The following is a 17,349-nucleotide window of genomic DNA, read 5'->3' as shown; positions in this document are numbered from 1 at the left end:
GCAGCACGAAGGGCCGGACCCCGGAACCGGTCGCAGCGTGTTCCGGAGTCCGGCCCTGGCCGGCGGGCATGGTCAGACCCGCCGGAGCACCGCGACGACCTTGCCGAGGATGGTCGCGTCGTCGCCGGGAATCGGCTGGTACGCGGCGTTGTGCGGCAGCAGCCAGATGTGGTGGTCCTCGCGCTTGAACCGCTTCACCGTGGCCTCTCCGTCCAGCATCGCGGCCACGATGTCGCCGTTCTCCGCGACGGGCTGGCGGCGGACGGTGACCCAGTCGCCGTCACAGATCGCGGCCTCGATCATCGAGTCGCCGACCACCTTGAGCACGAACAGTTCGCCGTCGCCGACCAGCTGGCGGGGGAGCGGGAAGACGTCCTCGACGGACTCCTCGGCGAGGATCGGGCCACCGGCCGCGATCCGGCCCACCAGCGGCACGTAGGACGCGGCGGGCTTGCCCGCGGTGTCGGTCGTCTGCGTGCTCGGCTGGTCGGAGCCGCGCACCTCGTACGCGCGGGGACGGTGCGGGTCCCGGCGGAGGAAGCCCTTGCGCTCCAGCGCCATCAGCTGGTGGGCGACGGAGGACGTGCTGGAGAGGCCGACCGCCTGACCGATCTCGCGCATGGACGGCGGGTAGCCCCGCCGCTGCACGGAGTCCCTGATGACCTCGATGACCCGCCGCTGCCGGTCCGTGAGGCCCGAGCTGTCGGCCCTGATCCCGGGAGGTCGGCCGGGCAGCGAGCGCGTGGGCTTGGCGCCCTCGGCGTTCGTGTTCGCGTCGTTCATGGCATGCCCCGGCTCAAGTCGGCCCAGGGAGCGGTCCTGGGCTGCGATCGTTGCACTGTCTGCGGTGGTCGTCATGGTCGGCCCCTCTCGAATGGTCTCCCTGACCGCATAACGGTAGTAGCTTTCGAAAGGTTGCGCCAAACACACGTTCGAGTGAAAAACTGCAGAGTGCCTGCCGTATTCGTACGGATGGGTGTATGGGCGGAGAGTCGGGCCGCTGTGGCGCCAGATCTCCCGAACGGCAATTCGCCTCATTACGGTAACCTTCTCCGTCGGGTCGAAAGTCGCTCGATTACGCCCGAGGAGTCTCTCCGGGGTCCCCGCGGCCTCTCCGTGCGGGGTCCTCCCATGGCGCGGACGAGGACGCGAAAGCCGTCCGATGCGCCGTCCGGGGGACCGGAATCCCGATTGCCTCCCCGCGTCCCGTACCCTCGTGGTCGGCCCGCCCCCACCCCCGGAACGCCGCGACACGCGCGTAGGGGTGATGGCCCGGCCAAACCCCAGATCTAGTGGTTGAATCTCCGCAGCTGCCCACAAGTTGTGGTTCGCGGTCCGAGGGGGCCCGGTCATCGCCTATGCTGGGTGCTGCTTCGAAGGGACCGTTCCGCGGCCCCCGAAGCTCATGAGACGTGCCGCGAAGGAGGCCTTGGAACCATGCACTGCCCCTTCTGCAGGCACCCCGACAGCCGAGTGGTCGACAGTCGCACCACGGACGACGGGACGTCGATCCGCAGGCGTCGTCAGTGCCCCGACTGCTCCCGCCGTTTCACGACGGTGGAGACGGCCTCGCTGATGGTGGTCAAGCGCAGCGGGGTGACCGAGCCCTTCAGCCGTACGAAGGTCATCTCCGGTGTGCGCAAGGCCTGCCAGGGCCGCCCGGTCACCGAGGACGCCCTCGCCAAGCTCGGCCAGCAGGTCGAGGAAGCGGTACGGGCGACCGGCAGCGCCGAGCTGACCACCCACGACGTGGGCTTGGCCATCCTCGGACCGCTCCAGGAGCTCGACGTCGTCGCGTACCTGCGCTTCGCGTCCGTCTACCGGGCGTTCGATTCGCTGGAGGACTTCGAGGCCGCCATCACGGAACTCCGTGACCAGCGGCCGCCCGCTCAGGAGCGCGGGCCCGGCACACCCCCCGGGGTGCCCGTGCCCGCAGCGGCCGCCGAATAGCGGCCACGAGCAGATCGGCCCTCCTGCCGATCAGCCGCCGGTCGCCACGGCCGGCAGCACCAAGGACCCGTCACGGGTGACGCGCTGTGCGCGGCGCCCTCGACATCAGACACACACCGTGCTCAAGGAAGAACTGGGCACTTCTGGGCGTTTTAGCCCGATATGGGAGGCGGCATGACCGAGACGACGAGCGGCCCGGCACGAGGTTCCCGCAACAAGGGATCCAAGGCCAGCAAGGGTCTGCGTATCGACCGCATCCACACCACTCCGGGCGTGCACCCGTACGACGAGGTGGTCTGGGAGCATCGTGACGTCGTCATGACCAACTGGCGCGACGGCTCGATCAACTTCGAGCAGCGTGGCGTCGAGTTCCCCGACTTCTGGTCGGTGAACGCGGTCAACATCGTCACCAGCAAGTACTTCCGCGGCGCTGTCGGCACCCCGCAGCGCGAGACGGGCCTGCGCCAGCTGATCGACCGGATCGTCAAGACGTACCGGAAGGCCGGCGAGGAATACAATTACTTCGCCTCCCCGGCGGACGCCGAGATCTTCGAGCACGAGCTGGCGTACGCCCTCCTGCACCAGATCTTCAGCTTCAACTCCCCGGTCTGGTTCAACGTCGGCACGCCCCAGCCGCAGCAGGTCTCCGCCTGCTTCATCCTGGCCGTCGACGACTCCATGGAGTCGATCCTCGACTGGTACAAGGAAGAGGGAATGATCTTCAAGGGCGGCTCCGGCGCCGGCCTGAACCTCTCCCGCATCCGCTCCTCCAAGGAGCTCCTGTCCTCCGGCGGCAACGCGTCGGGCCCGGTCTCCTTCATGCGCGGTGCCGACGCCTCCGCAGGAACCATCAAGTCGGGCGGTGCGACCCGCCGCGCGGCCAAGATGGTCATCCTCGACGTCGACCACCCCGACATCGAGAACTTCATCGAGACCAAGGTGAAGGAGGAGGAGAAGATCCGCGCCCTGCGCGACGCGGGCTTCGACATGGACCTGGGCGGCGACGACATCACGTCCGTCCAGTACCAGAACGCCAACAACTCGGTCCGCGTGAACGACGAGTTCATGAAGGCCGTCGAGGCAGGCGGCAAGTTCGGCCTGCGCGCCCGCATGACCGGCGACGTCATCGAAGAGGTCGAGGCCAAGTCCCTCTTCCGCAAGATGGCCGAGGCCGCCTGGGCCTGCGCCGACCCGGGCATCCAGTACGACGACACCATCAACAAGTGGCACACCTGCCCGGAGTCCGGCCGGATCAACGGCTCGAACCCGTGCAGCGAGTACATGCACCTGGACAACACCTCGTGCAACCTCGCCTCGCTGAACCTGATGAAGTTCCTCAAGGACGACGGCAAGGGCAACCAGGCCTTCGAGTCCGAGCGCTTCGCCAAGGTCGTCGAGCTGGTCATCACCGCGATGGACATCTCCATCTGCTTCGCGGACTTCCCCACCGAGAAGATCGGTGAGAACACCCGCGCCTTCCGCCAGCTGGGCATTGGCTACGCCAACCTCGGCGCCCTCCTGATGGCGACCGGCCACGCGTACGACTCCGACGGCGGCCGTGCGCTGGCCGGCGCGATCACCTCGCTGATGACCGGTACCTCGTACAAGCGCAGCGCCGAGCTGGCCGCGGTCGTCGGCCCGTACGACGGCTACGCCCGCAACGCGCAGCCGCACCAGGCCGTGATGAAGCAGCACGCCGACGCCAACGCGGCGGCCGTGCACGTCGACGACCTGGACAACCCGATCTGGGCCGCCGCGACGGAAGCCTGGCAGGACGTCATCCGCCTCGGCGCGAAGAACGGTTTCCGCAACTCGCAGGCCTCGGTCATCGCCCCCACCGGCACCATCGGTCTCGCGATGTCCTGCGACACCACCGGTCTTGAGCCCGACCTCGCCCTGGTCAAGTTCAAGAAGCTGGTCGGCGGCGGCTCGATGCAGATCGTCAACGGCACCGTCCCGCAGGCCCTGCGCCGCCTGGGTTACCAGGAGGAGCAGATCGAGGCGATCGTCGCCCACATCGCCGAGAACGGCAATGTGATCGACGCCCCGGGCCTGAAGATCGAGCACTACGAGGTCTTCGACTGCGCCATGGGCGAGCGTTCCATCTCCGCGATGGGCCACGTCCGCATGATGGCCGCGATCCAGCCCTGGATCTCCGGCGCCCTGTCCAAGACGGTCAACCTGCCGGAGACGGCGACCGTCGAGGACGTCGAAGAGGTCTACTTCGAGGCGTGGAAGCTGGGCGTCAAGGCGCTCGCGATCTACCGCGACAACTGCAAGGTCGGTCAGCCCCTCTCCGCGAAGAAGAAGGAGCAGGAGAAGACCGAGGTCACCGCGAAGGCCGAGACGGAGATCCGCAAGGCCGTCGAGAAGGTCATCGAGTACCGCCCGGTCCGCAAGCGTCTGCCCAAGGGCCGCCCGGGGATCACCACCTCCTTCACGGTCGGTGGCGCCGAGGGTTACATGACCGCCAACTCCTACCCGGACGACGGTCTCGGCGAGGTCTTCCTCAAGATGTCCAAGCAGGGCTCGACCCTCGCGGGCATGATGGACGCCTTCTCCATCGCGGTCTCGGTCGGCCTCCAGTACGGCGTGCCGCTGGAGACGTACGTCTCGAAGTTCACCAACATGCGCTTCGAGCCGGCCGGCATGACGGACGACCCGGACGTGCGGATGGCGCAGTCGATCGTCGACTACATCTTCCGCCGCCTGGCGCTGGACTTCCTGCCCTTCGAGACGCGTTCCGCGCTCGGCATCCACTCCGCCGAGGAGCGTCAGCGCCACCTCGACACCGGTTCGTACGAGCCGGTCCTCGGCGAGGACGAGCTGGACGTGGAGGGCCTGTCCCAGTCCGCACCGCTGGCCCAGGTCGCCGCCCCCAAGGCGGAGGCCCCGGTTCCGGCCCCGAAGCAGGCGCACAACTCGGCGGAGCTCGTCGAGATGCAGCTCGGCGTCAGCGCCGACGCACCGCTCTGCTTCTCCTGCGGTACGAAGATGCAGCGTGCGGGCAGCTGCTACATCTGCGAGGGCTGCGGCTCGACCAGCGGCTGCAGCTGACACACGGTGCACGGTGAGTGACGCGTCCGTCGTACGGGCGTGAAGCGAAGGGCGGCGATCCCCGGGAGGGGGTCGCCGCCCTTCGCCGTACGTACGCCCGGAACTCGTGAGGCGTGTGTCAGTCCTGGCGTGCGCCCATCAGCCGGGTGAATTCCGTCGGTTCGGCATCGAACCCCCGGACCGTCTCACGCAATTCCCAGCTGCCGTCGGTGTCACGGACGAATTCGCCGATGGTGGCGGCGGTCGCGCCGGACAGCGTGGAGAAGTCATTGCTGACGAGCTCGGTGTGGCCTTCGAGGATTCGGATGTGGGTGCTCTGTATGTCGCCGAATACCTTTCTGCCGTCGCGCTGCTGGATCGCCACACCCAGCACCACGCGCGCGTACTCCTCGGAGAGACGGTCGAGTTCGAGCGTCATCTGCTCGTCCGTGCCGAAGCCCTGGCCGGTCTTGCTGTCCCGGTTGAGGGTGATGGTGCCGTCCGGCGACCGGCTGCCGAAGTGCACCAGGTACGCGGGGCTGCCGTACGGGTCGTCCGTACGGTAGGTCGCGGCGATGATGTCGAGGTCGCTGGCGGCCGTGCCGAGCGGGCTGGGGTCCCACTTCAGGGTGACCACGGCTTTGACGATCCCCTTGTTGAAGCTGCTCAACGTGCTTCCCTCCGCTTCCTGTTGTGCGTCGATCCTCACAGGGGAAGCACGAGCCGGACAAGTCGCACCCGGCAGGGGGCAGGTGAACCAGCAGCAGGGAAAGGGTGGTTGGGCGCTCGGTAGCCGCCTTCGCGGGGTGACCGGCGCCACCTTCGTGGCCGTACGATGGCGCGGTGCTGGTCAAGTGGATTCGCTGCACCGTGATCGACCGTAGAGGTTTCGAGCGGGGACAGCGGAAATGGGCGGGGCTGCTCGGCGAACCCGGATTCCGGGGCCAGAGCGGCGGTTGGAGCCGAGGGCGGGACGGGGTGGCCCATGTCTTCGCGTTCTGGGAGAGCCGCGCCTTCTACGACTCCTTCATGGCGCGCTCGCACGACCGGCTCGCGGCCGGGCAGTCGGGTACGTACAAGGACATCCAGGTCAAGCTCTTCGACCACCGCTTCGACATCAAGACCGGCTTCGAGCCGAGGTTCACCGATGCCGATGTGGTGCGGGTCGCGCACTGCAAGGTGCGCGAGGACCGCGTCGAACACTTCGCGCTGATGCAGGAGAAGGTCTGGAATCCGGCCATGGCGGGGTCGCCCGGGATGCTGCGCGGGCTGTTCGGGGAGGCGCCGGGCAACGAGTTCCTGGTGCTGTCGATGTGGCAGTCGGCCGCCGAGCACGGTAAGTACCGGGCGGAGCGGGTGGAACGGCTGTCGCTGCGGGCGCAGACCGAGGCGGACGTGGCGGCGCTGGCGGGGGACGTGGTGCAGCTGGAGCCGGGGTGGACGGTGTGAGGGGTTGGCGGGCTCCTCGTCCAGGGGCCGGGGCTAGGTGCCGGTGGTGCGGCGGTACGCGCCCGAGGTGATGGCGGCGAGGGTCGCTGCGGCGGTCTGGTCGGCGAGGGCCTCGTCGACCGGTTCGCGGGTGATGAACAGGCGTAGGAAGAGCGGTGCGGAGAGCGCGCGGACGACGGCGCCCGCATCGGTGTCCTGGGCGGCTTCGCCCCGGGCGACAGCGCGGGTGACCAGGGCCTCGCAGCGGGTGAACCGCACGGTGTAGAAGGCGTGCAGCGCCTGTGCCGCCTGCTGCGACTGGAACGCGGCGGCGATGAACGCGGTGGGGGCGGCGGCCGTGGCCGGATCGGTGAAGGATGCGGCGGTGTCGCGGGCCAGGGCGCGCAGATCGCCCGCCAGGCTGCCGGTGTCCGGCGGGGTCCAGTCGTCCTCGCCGGCCATGTCGAGGGCGTCGGCGACCATGCCTTCGAGGTTGCCCCAGCGGCGGTAGAGGGTCGTTTTGTGCACCCCGGAGCGCTCGGCCACGTATTCGACGGTGAGGCCCGGGTAGCCGTGCTCGCCGAGGCCGGTGAGGACGGCGTCGCGGACGGCGATGCGGGTGCGGGCGGTGCGGCCGCCGGGGCGGCGGGTGACGGGGGCCGGGGTCTTGGGCGGCGTCTGCGTCCGTGCCTGCCTCGGGGGAGAGGGGGGTTCCGAAGTCAATTGCTACTCCTGTTGCATTAGGCGGGAGGGGTGTGTCATGCTGATGGTAACGCAACATTGGTGGCATTAGAGGTTCTCGCCACCGTGCCTGACGTGGCCTGGCCTGACCTGATCCCCGTACCCCGGAGGCATGTTTGTCTGCTCGAACCCAGATTTCGCTGCGCGGAGTGACCGTGTCCCGTGGTGACCGCCTGCTGCTCGACGATGTCTCGCTGACCGTCCGCCCCGGTGAGCGGACCGGCATCGTGGGGGAGAACGGCGCGGGTAAGTCCACCCTGCTGAGGCTGCTCGCGGGCCTCGAAGCACCCGACGAGGGCGAGGTCGTGACCCTCTCCGAGCACGGGGCGGGGCTGCTCGCCCAGACCCCGCAACTGCCCCAGGACCGTACGGTCGGCGACGCCGTGGACGCCGCGCTGGCCGAACTGCGGGCCATCGAGGACCGGTTGCGGGTGCTGGAGGCGGACCTCGGCACCGCCGACGAGTCGGCGCTCGCGGAGTACGGCGACCTCCTCACCGTCTTCGAGCTGCGCGGCGGGTACGAGGCGGACGCCCGGGTCGACAAGGCGCTGCACGGCCTCGGTCTCGGCCGGATCGGACGGGAGCGGGTGCTCGGCAGCCTGTCCGGCGGGGAGCAGGCGCGGCTCGGCATCGCCTGCCTCATCGCGGCGGCCCCCGAGGTGATGCTGCTCGACGAGCCAACCAACCACCTGGACGAGTCCGCGCTCGACTGGCTGGAGGGCGCACTGCTCGCCCACGGCGGGACGGTCGTCGCCGTCTCGCACGACCGGCTCTTCCTGGAGCGGATCGCCACCACGATCCTGGAGGTCGACGCCGACCGGCGCACCGTCGTGCGGTACGGCGGCGGGTACGAGGGCTTCCGCGCCGGGCAGGCCGCCGCCCGGGCCCGCTGGGAGCAGGCGTACGCCCAGTGGTGCGAGGAGCGGGAGCGGCTGGAGGAGTACACCGGCACCACCGCGCACGCGGTCTCCCAGGGCCGCGCCATGCAGGACCGCAACAAGATGGCGTACGGCAGGGCGGGCAACCGGGTTCAGGCCTCGGTCTCCTCCCGGGTGCGCAACGCACAGGAGCGGATGCGCCGGCTGGACGAGGAGCCGGTGGCCAGACCGCCGGAGCCGATCCGGTTCCGGGCCAGGCCGGTGGCGGGGGCGGCCGAAGGGACCCTGGTCGCACTCGACGGCGTACGGGTCGCCGGACGGCTCGCGGTCGACGGGCTCACCGTCGACGCCGGGCAGCGGCTGCTGATCCACGGCGGCAACGGGGCGGGCAAGAGCACGCTGCTGCGCCTCATGGCGGGAGTCGCGCAGCCGGACGAGGGAACGGTGACCCGGCGGGGCCGCATCGGCTACCTCGCCCAGGAAATACCCGTGCACCGCCCCACGGAGCACGTGCTGGCCACCTTCGGGCGGGGACTGCCGCTCACCGAGGAGGAGCAGGAGGAACTGCTGCTGTCGTTCGGGCTCTTCCGCCCCCGCGACCTGCGGGTGCCGGTCGGCGCGCTCTCGGCCGGCCAGCGGCGCAGGCTCGCCCTGGCCAGGCTGCTGGCCAGGCCCGCCGACCTGCTGCTCCTCGACGAGCCCGCCAACCACCTGGCGCTCGCCCTGGTGGACGAGCTGGAGGAGGCGCTCGCGCGGTGGACCGGAGCCCTGGTGGTGGTCTCGCACGACCGGCTGCTGCGGCGCCGCTTCACCGGGGAAATACGCCGGATGGAGGCGGGGCAGCTGGCCGGTTGAGCCCTCGCCGCCCACTCGAACTAGGGTTTCGGCATGGCACGACCGCGACGCATCGTCCTCGTCCGGCACGGCGAATCCGAGGGCAACGCCGATGACACCGTGTACGAACGTGAGCCCGACCACGCGTTGAGGCTCACCGACAAGGGCTGGCAACAGGCCCGGCAGGCGGGGGAGCGACTGAGGGAACTGTTCGGCGACGAGGGGATCAGCGCGTACGTCTCCCCCTACCGGCGCACCCACGAGACCTTCCGCGCCTTCGACCTCGACCCCGCACAGGTGCGGGTCAGGGAGGAGCCGAGGCTGCGCGAGCAGGACTGGGGGAACTGGCAGGACAGGGACGACGTACGACTCCAGAAGGCGTACCGGGACGCGTACGGGCACTTCTTCTACCGCTTCGCCCAGGGGGAGTCAGGGGCGGACGTCTACGACCGGGTGGGCGCCTTCCTGGAGAGCCTCTACCGGAGCTTCGAGGCGGCCGACCACCCGGAGAACGTCCTGATCGTCACGCACGGGCTGACCATGCGGCTGTTCTGCATGCGCTGGTTCCACTGGCAGGTGGACGAGTTCGAGGTGCTGTCCAACCCGGACAACGCGGAGATGCGGGTGCTGGAGCTCGGCGAGGACGGAAGGTACACACTGGACAGGCCCTTCGCGCGCTGGCGTGCCCCGGAACCGTACGGAATCACCGGGGAGCGGTCGAAGGTCACCGGTTAGAGTGCACAGCGATGACCGCTGACTCCGCTTCCGACCCGCGCCACGCGCGCGCACTGGCCAGCCTTCGAGGGCTCGCCGTGGGAGACGCCCTGGGCTCCCAGTTCTTCGTACCCGCCAACTACCCCCTGCTCAAGCGCCGCGAACTGCCCGCCGGTGACTGGCAGTGGACCGACGACACCGAGATGGCCGCCTCCGTCCTGGCCGTACTCGCCGAGCAGGGCCGGATCGACCAGGACGCGCTCGCGCGCTCCTTCGCCGACCACCACGACTTCGACCGGGGCTACGGCCCCGCCGTCAACCGCATGCTGCGGCTGGTCAGGGAGGGCGGCGACTGGCGCGAGCTGGCCGCCGCACTGTTCGACGGGCGCGGCTCCTGGGGGAACGGCGCCGCCATGCGGATCGCCCCGCTCGGAGCCTGGTACGCGGACGACCCCGAGCAGGCGACCCATCAGGCCGAGATCTCCGCGTACGTCACCCACCAGCACCGCGAAGCCGTGATGGGCGCGATGGCGGTCGCCGCCGCTGCCGCGCTGGCGGCCGACCCGGCGGGTGCACCGACCCCGGCCGGGCTGCTCGACGGTGTGATCGCGCTCATTCCGCGCAGCGCGGTCGCGGCCGGGCTGCGCCGCGCCCGCAACATGCTCGACTACGACGACGCCGGTACGGTCGCCGCCGTGCTCGGCTGCGGCCGGCGCACCAGCGCCCACGACACGGTGCCGTTCGCGCTGTGGTCGGCGGCCAGGGGACTCGGCGACTTCGAAGGGGCCTTCTGGACGACCGCGCAGGTCGGCGGCGACGTCGACACCAACTGCGCGATCGTCGGCGGCATCCTCGCGGGCGCCTCGGCGGGAAGCCCGCCGGAAGCCTGGCTGAAGCGCACCGAGGCACTGCCCGGGTGGATGCCGGCCTCGGCGCGCTGAGCCAAGGCCGGCTGACGCGCGGTCACCGTCGCGCACGTGGGGGCCGGACCCCTGTGTGCGCGAGGGTGACCGTGTCCTGTCACGGTTCTGTCCGCATCCCCGGGGTGGGGGAACACGCGTCCGGTCGCCGGGCTACGCTGACGGCCACGCCGCTCCGTTGATCATCACGGGCGTGCGCCGAAATTGACACCGGGCCGCCCCGCCACGCCTTGCGCGAGACGCGAAGCGCCTGGTCGGGAGGGGGTCCCGTGCCTGACGACGCAGTACCGTCCGAGCCGTCCGCAGCCACACCGTCCGAGGCGGCTGCCGCACCGCCCGCAGCCGCGCAGTCCGCAGCCACACCGCCTGCTGCCGCACCGTCTGCCGCTGTGCCGCCCGCAGCCGCACCGCCCGCCGCGACACCGCCCGCCGGTGCGCCGCACGCCGCGACACCGCACGCTGCCGCACCGCACGCCGCCGCGCCGCCCGCTGGTCCCTCGTACATGCCGCCGCAGTCCGCGCTGCAAATGCGCCAGCAGCAGCAGTGGCAGCAGTGGCAGGCGCAGCAGCAGTGGCAGCGCGAGCGGAAGCAGAAGTTGGCCGAACCGCCCGCCTGGCGCGCCGGGGTCCGTCCCGACCCGCCCGCCAAGGCGCGCGCCGCCTCGCTCTGGGCCGCGGCGGCCACCGCACTGCTCAGCGGTCTCTTCCTCGGTGACGGGCTCGGCCTGAACCTCCTGGTCGTGGCCGTCCCCGCCGCCCTCGCCGCGTTCTTCGCCGCCCAGGCGGCCGGCCGCCGCATCCGCCCCTGGACCCTGGTCTGGGGACTCGGCGGGCTGGCCCTCCTCGCGATACCCGCGCTGCGGGACGCGGGCTGGCCGACCTTCCTCGCGGTGCTCTCCGCGCTCGCGCTCGGCTCGCTCGCCCTGCACGGCAGCCGGAGCTGGCTGGGCATCCTGATCGGCTCCCTGGGAATCGTCGGCTCGGTGATCCCGGGCATCCGGTGGGGCTGGCGGGGCCTGCGGGAGCGGGCAGGGGGCTCGCGCGACCGCTGGGGCCCCGTGGTGCGCACCGTGCTCATCGCCGTCGTCCTGCTGGTGGTGTTCGGCGCGCTGTTCGTCAGCGCGGACGCCGCCTTCGCCGAGATCCTCGGCAACCTGGTCCCCGACGCCTCGGTCTCCGACGGCCCGTGGCGGATCCTGCTGTGCGCGCTGGGCCTCGTCGGCGCGCTGGCCGCAGCCCGTACCGCCGCCGCACCGCACCAGTGGGACAAGGCCAGGATCGCCCCGGCACGTGCGCGAGGCCGCCTGGAATGGGCGCTTCCGCTCATCGTCCTCAACCTGCTCTTCGCGGCCTTCATCGCCGTACAGCTCACCGTGCTGCTCGGCGGGTACGAGAAGGTGTTCAAGGAGACCCGCCTGTCGTACTCCGAGTACGCCAGGCAAGGCTTCTGGCAGCTGCTCTGGGCGACCCTGCTGACCCTCGTGGTGATCGCCCTGGCCAAGCGCTGGGCACCGCGCTCGGGCGCCCGCGACGCGGTGCTCGTGCGCTCCGTGCTCGGTGTGCTCTGCCTGCTCACCCTGGTCGTGGTGGCGTCCGCACTGCGCAGGATGGACCTGTACGTCGAGACGTACGGACTGACCCGGCTGCGCGTCTCGGTCACCGCGATGGAGATCTGGCTCGGCGTGGTGATCGTACTGATCATGGCGGCGGGCGTGTTCGGTGCGCGCTGGCTGCCCAGGGCCGTCGCGGGCAGTGCCGCAGCCGCCGTTCTCGCCTTCGGTCTCGCCTCGCCCGACGCCATGGTCGCGGAGCGCAACGTCGCGCGCTTCAAGCACCAGGAGGTGATCGACGTCGACTACTTCCAGGACCTGTCCGCCGACGCCGTGCCCGCCCTCGACACCCTCCCCGAACCACAGCGGACCTGTGCGCTGCGCGGCATCATGAACGACCTCGAAGAGAGCCCGTGGTACGCCACCAGCCTCGGCCTGCAGCGCGCCCTCGACCTCGTCGCCGAGCGCCCGCTCGACGAGTCGGTGACCGACTGTTCCGGCCTCGACTCGGGCGACAGCGGGGAGTACGGGCGGTAGGCCCCGCCCCCGTACGGCACCTCGTGGCGTACGGGGGCGGGGCCGCGCCCCGCCCCGGTGACCGGCGAACGCGCCATCGGGGCGGGGCGGGTGTCGCGGCCCGCACCCGGCGGCGTACCCTGGCAGGCGCCATGCCGTACGAACCTCCCACTCACACCGTCGAGCGCTCACTGCGCGCCACCACCGGTGCCAAGATCGTCGCCGGAGTCGACGAGGTCGGGCGCGGAGCGTGGGCCGGACCGGTCACCGTGTGCGCCGCCGTCACCGGACTGCGCCGCCCGCCCGCCGGACTCACCGACTCCAAGCTCCTCAGCGTCAAGCGCCGCGACGCCCTCGTGGTCCTGCTGGAGGAGTGGGTCACCTCGTACGCACTGGGCCACTCCAGTCCCGAGGAGATCGACGCACTCGGGATGACGGCAGCCCTGCGGCTCGCCGCCGAACGTGCGCTAAATGCCTTGCCGGTACGGCCCGATGCGGTCATCCTCGACGGGAAGCACGACTACCTCGGGGCACCCTGGAAGGTCCGTACGGTGATCAAGGGAGACCAGTCCTGCATCGCGGTCGCGGCCGCCTCGGTGATCGCCAAGGTGCGCAGGGACGCGATGATGGCGGAGCTGGAGACGGAGGCCGGGGGCTGTGCGCCCTACGGATTCGCCGCCAACGCCGGCTACCCGTCGCCCGTGCACCAGGCCGCCCTCGCGGAACTCGGCCCCACCCCGCACCACCGCCTCTCCTGGTCCTATCTCGACGGACTCCCGCGGTGGCGGCACCTCAAGAAACACCGGATCTCGGCAGAGGCCGCAGCACTGGAAAGCGGGGGCCAACTCGGCTTCGATTTCTGACCGTTCACCGCTGGGCACAGCTCTGCCGGACGCGCGGCCTGCCCCGCGCGTCGCAGTGAAGCACCACCGCTGTACCGCTCGACGCACCACCGCCGGTGCCTGCCGCACCGGCGTCCGACAGATTTCCACTCATGCCTCTCATTCCCCAGGAGCCTCAGATTCACGAGAGCGCCCAGGGTCCCCGCGTCACGCCGGCCGCCGGCCGGACCGCGTCGACCCCTCGCCCCGTTCCCGGACCGCGTCCCGCGGCGGTGCCGCGCCCCGGTCCCGCCGCCCGTCCCGGCCCTCCGGCACAGCGGACGCGCACGTCGGCCGACCGGCCCCAGGCCCCCCTTGCGGAGAATCGTTCCGCACCGCAGGCCCCACCGGTCGCCGCTGCCGCCCCGGCCGCGGACCGGCCCCAGATCCAGCTCATCCCGGCCCCCGCGAACGGCGCACTCGACGCCGCCGGGGAGACCGTGGACCTGCTGCTCGACTCCGGCCGTGCGCCGGGCGACGTGCTGGTGCTGACCACGGGTGAGCAACACCCGTGGGCCGCCCACGAATTGTCGTTCGGCGAAGCGTCCTACTGGGCACAGCACGACGCCCGCGACGACGTCTTCTACGCGGACCTCGGTGCCGCCGAGCGCGCCGCCACCCGCCCGGTGGTCGTCGTCGCGGTCAACGACGAGGCCGGGGACACCCTGGCCCGGTCGCTGCCCCTGGCGCGGGAACGTGCCGGAGTGCTCTTGATCGTCTGCGGCGACCCGGAGCGCATCAACGCCGGGCTGGGCGCGGGCGTCTGAGACGCCGGCCGCCCGGCCGCGGCCCGCTGGATCCGGCAGTGCTCCTGCCGGATCAGCGGGCCGCCGCCCGGCGCAGGGCTTCCGAGGCGCCGCCGCCGGTGCGCTGCGGCGCGGGTTCGGGTTCGGCCAGCGAGTCCGCGAGGCCGGTGGGCCGCGACCCGGCGTAGGGCCGACGCCCGCCACGCCCCTCACCGAGCACCTGCCAGCCGCCGCGCGTCAGCGTGATGTACGCCCCGCAGCGCAGCCCGTGCAGGGTGCAGGCGTCACGCAGACCCCACATCCACGCCCCGTCCTCCTCCGTCCAGCGCTCGTCGCCGTCACGGCAGTAGAGCAGCACGGCGGTCCGCACCGGCGTACGTCGGCGCAGGTCGTGCGGGATGACCCTGCGCAGATGGGCCAGGAGTGAGTTGCGCAGCTCCCAGCCGTCCGCGGGGGAGGAGCGGCGGGCGAACGAGGCGCTGGCGATCAGCCGCTCCTCGGTGTCCAGTACGGCGACCACGGCGGTCGAGGTCGCGGGCTGATGACGGGCGTGCAGGCCGCTGACGACCTCACGGGGGTTGCGCAGCAGGGGAATTCCCGCCGAAGCCCACTCGGCGGGTTCCAGCGTCCGGCCCAGCCTGCTGGCCGGATCGGCCGACGACGGGCTCAGCGAACTTGGCGACGGAGCGAATCCGAAGGTCACGGTCCTCCCTTCGCATACGCCCACAGCTGCGGGCAAGGTCGACTGGGGGCGCGCCACGGCACAGCCCTTGCGGACCACAGGGAACCGTGCGGGGAGCGCTGCCAATTCTTCCTGGCGCGAGGGAATGCGGCAACGAGCAATTGGGGCGGCCGACCGGATTCTGTGGATACGACACTGATATCCCTGCCCAGTCGGGCCGCTCCCGATACCTCTCGTCACCCCTGAACGGCGAGGACCAGCGGAAACACCCCCTCCGCCCCGGCCCGGCGCAGCAGCCGTGCCGACATGGCGAGCGTCCAGCCCGTGTCGGAGAGATCGTCCACCAGCAGTACGGGGCCACCGGCCTCGGCCAGCGCCTGGGCCAACTGCCCCGGCACGGTCAGCACTTGGTGCAGCGAACGGACCCGCTGGGCACTGTTCGCCTGCGGCATCGGAGTCCCGGCGGATTCCGGCGCGTACTCCAGCGAACCGAGGAACGGCATCCGGCCCACCTCCGCGACCCGCCTGCCCAGCGACATGACCAGCGCCGGCCTGCGGTACGAGGGCACCGTGACGACCCCCACCGGGCGCGGCGGCGCGTCCGCCTCCCCGGACGCCCAGCCACCGGGCCCCTTCGCCCAGTCGGCCAGCACGGTCACCACCGCCTGGAACACATCGTCCGGAACGGGACCGTCCGGAGCCTGCGTCGCGAGCATCGGGCGCAGCCGGTTCCCCCAGCCGATGTCGGAGAGACGCCCCAGCCCCCGCCCCGGGAAGGCGGTCTCGCCCTGCGGAATGCGTCCCTTCAGGTCGATGCCCACCGCGGGCAGGCCGGTCGGCCACATCTTGCGCGGCTCCACCTCCACACCGGGACGGCCGAGTTCACCGCGGGCGGCGTCCAGGGCGGTGCCCGACACCTTGCCGTCGAACCTCGCTCCCGCGCAGTTGTCGCAGCGTCCGCAGGGCGCCGCCTCCTCGTCGTCCAGCTGCCGGCGCAGGAACTCCATGCGGCAGCCGGCCGTCGACGCGTACTCTCGCATCGCCTGCTGCTCGGTGCTGCGCTGCCGGGCCACCCACGCGTACCGCTCGGCGTCGTACACCCAGGGCCGGCCCGTGGCCGCCCAGCCACCCTTCTCCCGGTGCACCGCACCGTCCACGTCGAGCACCTTGAGCATGGCTTCGAGGCGGGTGCGCCGCAGGTCGACCATCGGTTCCAGCGCGGGCAGCGAGAGCGGGCGCGAGGACTGCGCGAGCGCGTCGAGGGTGCGCCGCACGAGCTCCTCCGGCGGGAAGGAGACCGACGCGAAGTACCGCCAGATCGCCTCGTCCTCCTTGCCCGGCAGCAGCAGCACCTCCGCGTGCTCCACCCCGCGGCCCGCACGGCCCACCTGCTGGTAGTAGGCGATCGGCGACGAGGGCGAGCCCAGGTGCACCACGAAGCCGAGGTCGGGCTTGTCGAAGCCCATGCCCAGCGCGGAGGTCGCGACCAGCGCCTTGACCCGGTTGGCGAGGAGGTCCTCCTCCGCCTGCATACGGTCGGCGTTCTCCGTGCGGCCGGTGTACGAGGAGACCGTGTGCCCGCACTGGCGCAGGTACGCGGTGACCTCCTCGGCGGCGGCCACGGTCAGCGTGTAGATGATTCCGGAGCCCGGCAGCTCGTTCAGATGATCGGCGAGCCAGGCCAGCCGGCTCGCCGCGTCGGGGAGCTGGAGGACGCTCAGGCTGAGGCTCTCCCGGTCCAGCGGCCCGCGCAGCACCAGCGCGTCGGTCCCGGCGCCCGTACCGAGCTGCTCGGCGACATCGGCGGTGACCCGGGAGTTGGCCGTGGCGGTGGTGGCCAGGACCGGGACGCCGGGCGGCAGTTCGGCGAGCATGGTGCGCAGCCGCCGGTAGTCGGGGCGGAAGTCGTGCCCCCAGTCGGAGATGCAGTGCGCCTCGTCCACCACCAGCAGCCCGGTGGCGGCGGACAGCTTGGGCAGAACGTTGTCACGGAAGTCCGGGTTGTTCAGCCGCTCCGGCGAGACGAGGAGCACGTCGACGTCCCCGGCGGCCACCTCGGCCTGGACCGCATCCCACTCCTCCTGGTTGGACGAGTTGATGGTGCGCGCCCGGATACCGGCCCGGGCCGCGGCCTCCACCTGGTTGCGCATGAGCGCCAGGAGCGGGGAGACGATCACCGTCGGTCCGTCGCCCTGCGCCCGCAGCAGCGAGGTCGCCACGAAGTACACGGCGGACTTGCCCCACCCGGTCCGCTGCACGACCAGCGCCCTGCGCTTGTCCGCGACGAGCGCCTCGATGGCCCGCCACTGGTCCTCGCGCAGCCGGGCCGTGCCGCTGGGGTCCCCGACGAGGCGGGCGAGTACGGAGTCGGCCTGTGCCCTGAGATCTGCGTTGGTCATGTCCCCATGCAACCCGATGGCACCGACATCGCGCGAACGTACCCCCGCTCCCTGTGGATAACGTTATCCACAGG

Annotated in this window: 14 protein-coding genes; 9 read left to right on the top strand and 5 right to left on the bottom strand. The window is 71.2% G+C overall.

The window, feature by feature from the left end; genetic code table 11:
• Positions 1-72 precede the first annotated feature (72 nt).
• The gene (gene lexA / locus ACZ5PB_RS06005; protein ID WP_468688116.1) at positions 73-858 is read right to left on the bottom strand and encodes a transcriptional repressor LexA; all 786 of its coding nucleotides are present in this window, start codon (positions 856-858) and stop codon (positions 73-75) included.
• 579 nt (positions 859-1,437) lie between these two features.
• Here lexA and nrdR point away from each other — a divergent pair.
• Positions 1,438-1,950, top strand: coding sequence for a transcriptional regulator NrdR (nrdR, locus tag ACZ5PB_RS06000; RefSeq protein ID WP_389245845.1), 513 nt, complete (start codon positions 1,438-1,440; stop codon positions 1,948-1,950).
• 174 nt (positions 1,951-2,124) lie between these two features.
• Positions 2,125-5,007, top strand: a complete 2,883-nt coding sequence (locus ACZ5PB_RS05995) for a vitamin B12-dependent ribonucleotide reductase (protein WP_468688114.1) — start codon at positions 2,125-2,127, stop codon at positions 5,005-5,007.
• A gap of 118 nt (positions 5,008-5,125) precedes the next feature.
• Here the strand turns inward: ACZ5PB_RS05995 and ACZ5PB_RS05990 are convergent, their stop codons facing one another.
• Positions 5,126-5,656 carry a TerD family protein gene (locus ACZ5PB_RS05990; protein ID WP_468688113.1) on the bottom strand — a complete coding sequence of 177 codons (531 nt, stop codon included), beginning with the start codon at positions 5,654-5,656 and terminating at the stop codon, positions 5,126-5,128.
• A gap of 173 nt (positions 5,657-5,829) precedes the next feature.
• Between ACZ5PB_RS05990 and ACZ5PB_RS05985 the strand changes: the two genes are divergently transcribed.
• Positions 5,830-6,435 (top strand): YdbC family protein, encoded by a 606-nt coding sequence (locus tag ACZ5PB_RS05985; protein ID WP_468688112.1) that lies wholly within the window; start codon positions 5,830-5,832, stop codon positions 6,433-6,435.
• A 33-nt stretch (positions 6,436-6,468) separates the two neighbouring features.
• Here ACZ5PB_RS05985 and ACZ5PB_RS05980 read toward each other — a convergent pair whose 3' ends face one another.
• Complete coding sequence (locus ACZ5PB_RS05980) at positions 6,469-7,137, bottom strand: TetR/AcrR family transcriptional regulator (protein ID WP_468688110.1); 669 nt, start codon at positions 7,135-7,137, stop codon at positions 6,469-6,471.
• Positions 7,138-7,310: 173 nt separating this feature from the next.
• On the opposite strand from ACZ5PB_RS05980, the gene ACZ5PB_RS05975 reads away from it, so the two are divergent.
• The 6 genes from ACZ5PB_RS05975 to ACZ5PB_RS05950 all read left to right on the top strand — a co-directional run bounded on the left by ACZ5PB_RS05975 (position 7,311) and on the right by ACZ5PB_RS05950 (position 14,215).
• Positions 7,311-8,888: an ABC-F family ATP-binding cassette domain-containing protein gene (locus ACZ5PB_RS05975; protein WP_468688109.1), complete on the top strand. Its 1,578-nt coding sequence runs from the start codon at positions 7,311-7,313 to the stop codon at positions 8,886-8,888.
• A gap of 33 nt (positions 8,889-8,921) precedes the next feature.
• Positions 8,922-9,602, top strand: coding sequence for a histidine phosphatase family protein (locus ACZ5PB_RS05970; protein ID WP_468688107.1), 681 nt, complete (start codon positions 8,922-8,924; stop codon positions 9,600-9,602).
• 11 nt (positions 9,603-9,613) lie between these two features.
• The gene (locus ACZ5PB_RS05965) at positions 9,614-10,522 is read left to right on the top strand and encodes an ADP-ribosylglycohydrolase family protein (RefSeq protein WP_468688105.1); all 909 of its coding nucleotides are present in this window, start codon (positions 9,614-9,616) and stop codon (positions 10,520-10,522) included.
• A 248-nt stretch (positions 10,523-10,770) separates the two neighbouring features.
• Positions 10,771-12,588: a DUF4153 domain-containing protein gene (locus ACZ5PB_RS05960; protein WP_468688104.1), complete on the top strand. Its 1,818-nt coding sequence runs from the start codon at positions 10,771-10,773 to the stop codon at positions 12,586-12,588.
• A gap of 131 nt (positions 12,589-12,719) precedes the next feature.
• Positions 12,720-13,430 (top strand): ribonuclease HII, encoded by a 711-nt coding sequence (locus tag ACZ5PB_RS05955; RefSeq protein ID WP_468688102.1) that lies wholly within the window; start codon positions 12,720-12,722, stop codon positions 13,428-13,430.
• 131 nt (positions 13,431-13,561) lie between these two features.
• Positions 13,562-14,215, top strand: a complete 654-nt coding sequence (locus ACZ5PB_RS05950; RefSeq protein WP_468688100.1) for a hypothetical protein — start codon at positions 13,562-13,564, stop codon at positions 14,213-14,215.
• 52 nt (positions 14,216-14,267) lie between these two features.
• Here ACZ5PB_RS05950 and ACZ5PB_RS05945 read toward each other — a convergent pair whose 3' ends face one another.
• Positions 14,268-14,897, bottom strand: a complete 630-nt coding sequence (locus ACZ5PB_RS05945; protein WP_468688098.1) for a hypothetical protein — start codon at positions 14,895-14,897, stop codon at positions 14,268-14,270.
• 215 nt (positions 14,898-15,112) lie between these two features.
• The gene (locus ACZ5PB_RS05940) at positions 15,113-17,275 is read right to left on the bottom strand and encodes a RecQ family ATP-dependent DNA helicase (RefSeq protein WP_468688096.1); all 2,163 of its coding nucleotides are present in this window, start codon (positions 17,273-17,275) and stop codon (positions 15,113-15,115) included.
• Positions 17,276-17,349: the final 74 nt, after the last annotated feature.

Source organism: Streptomyces sp. NPDC032721 (assembly GCF_055579625.1).
The sequence above is the reverse complement of the archived record's forward strand: the minus strand, read 5'-3'. Positions and strand labels throughout refer to the sequence as shown.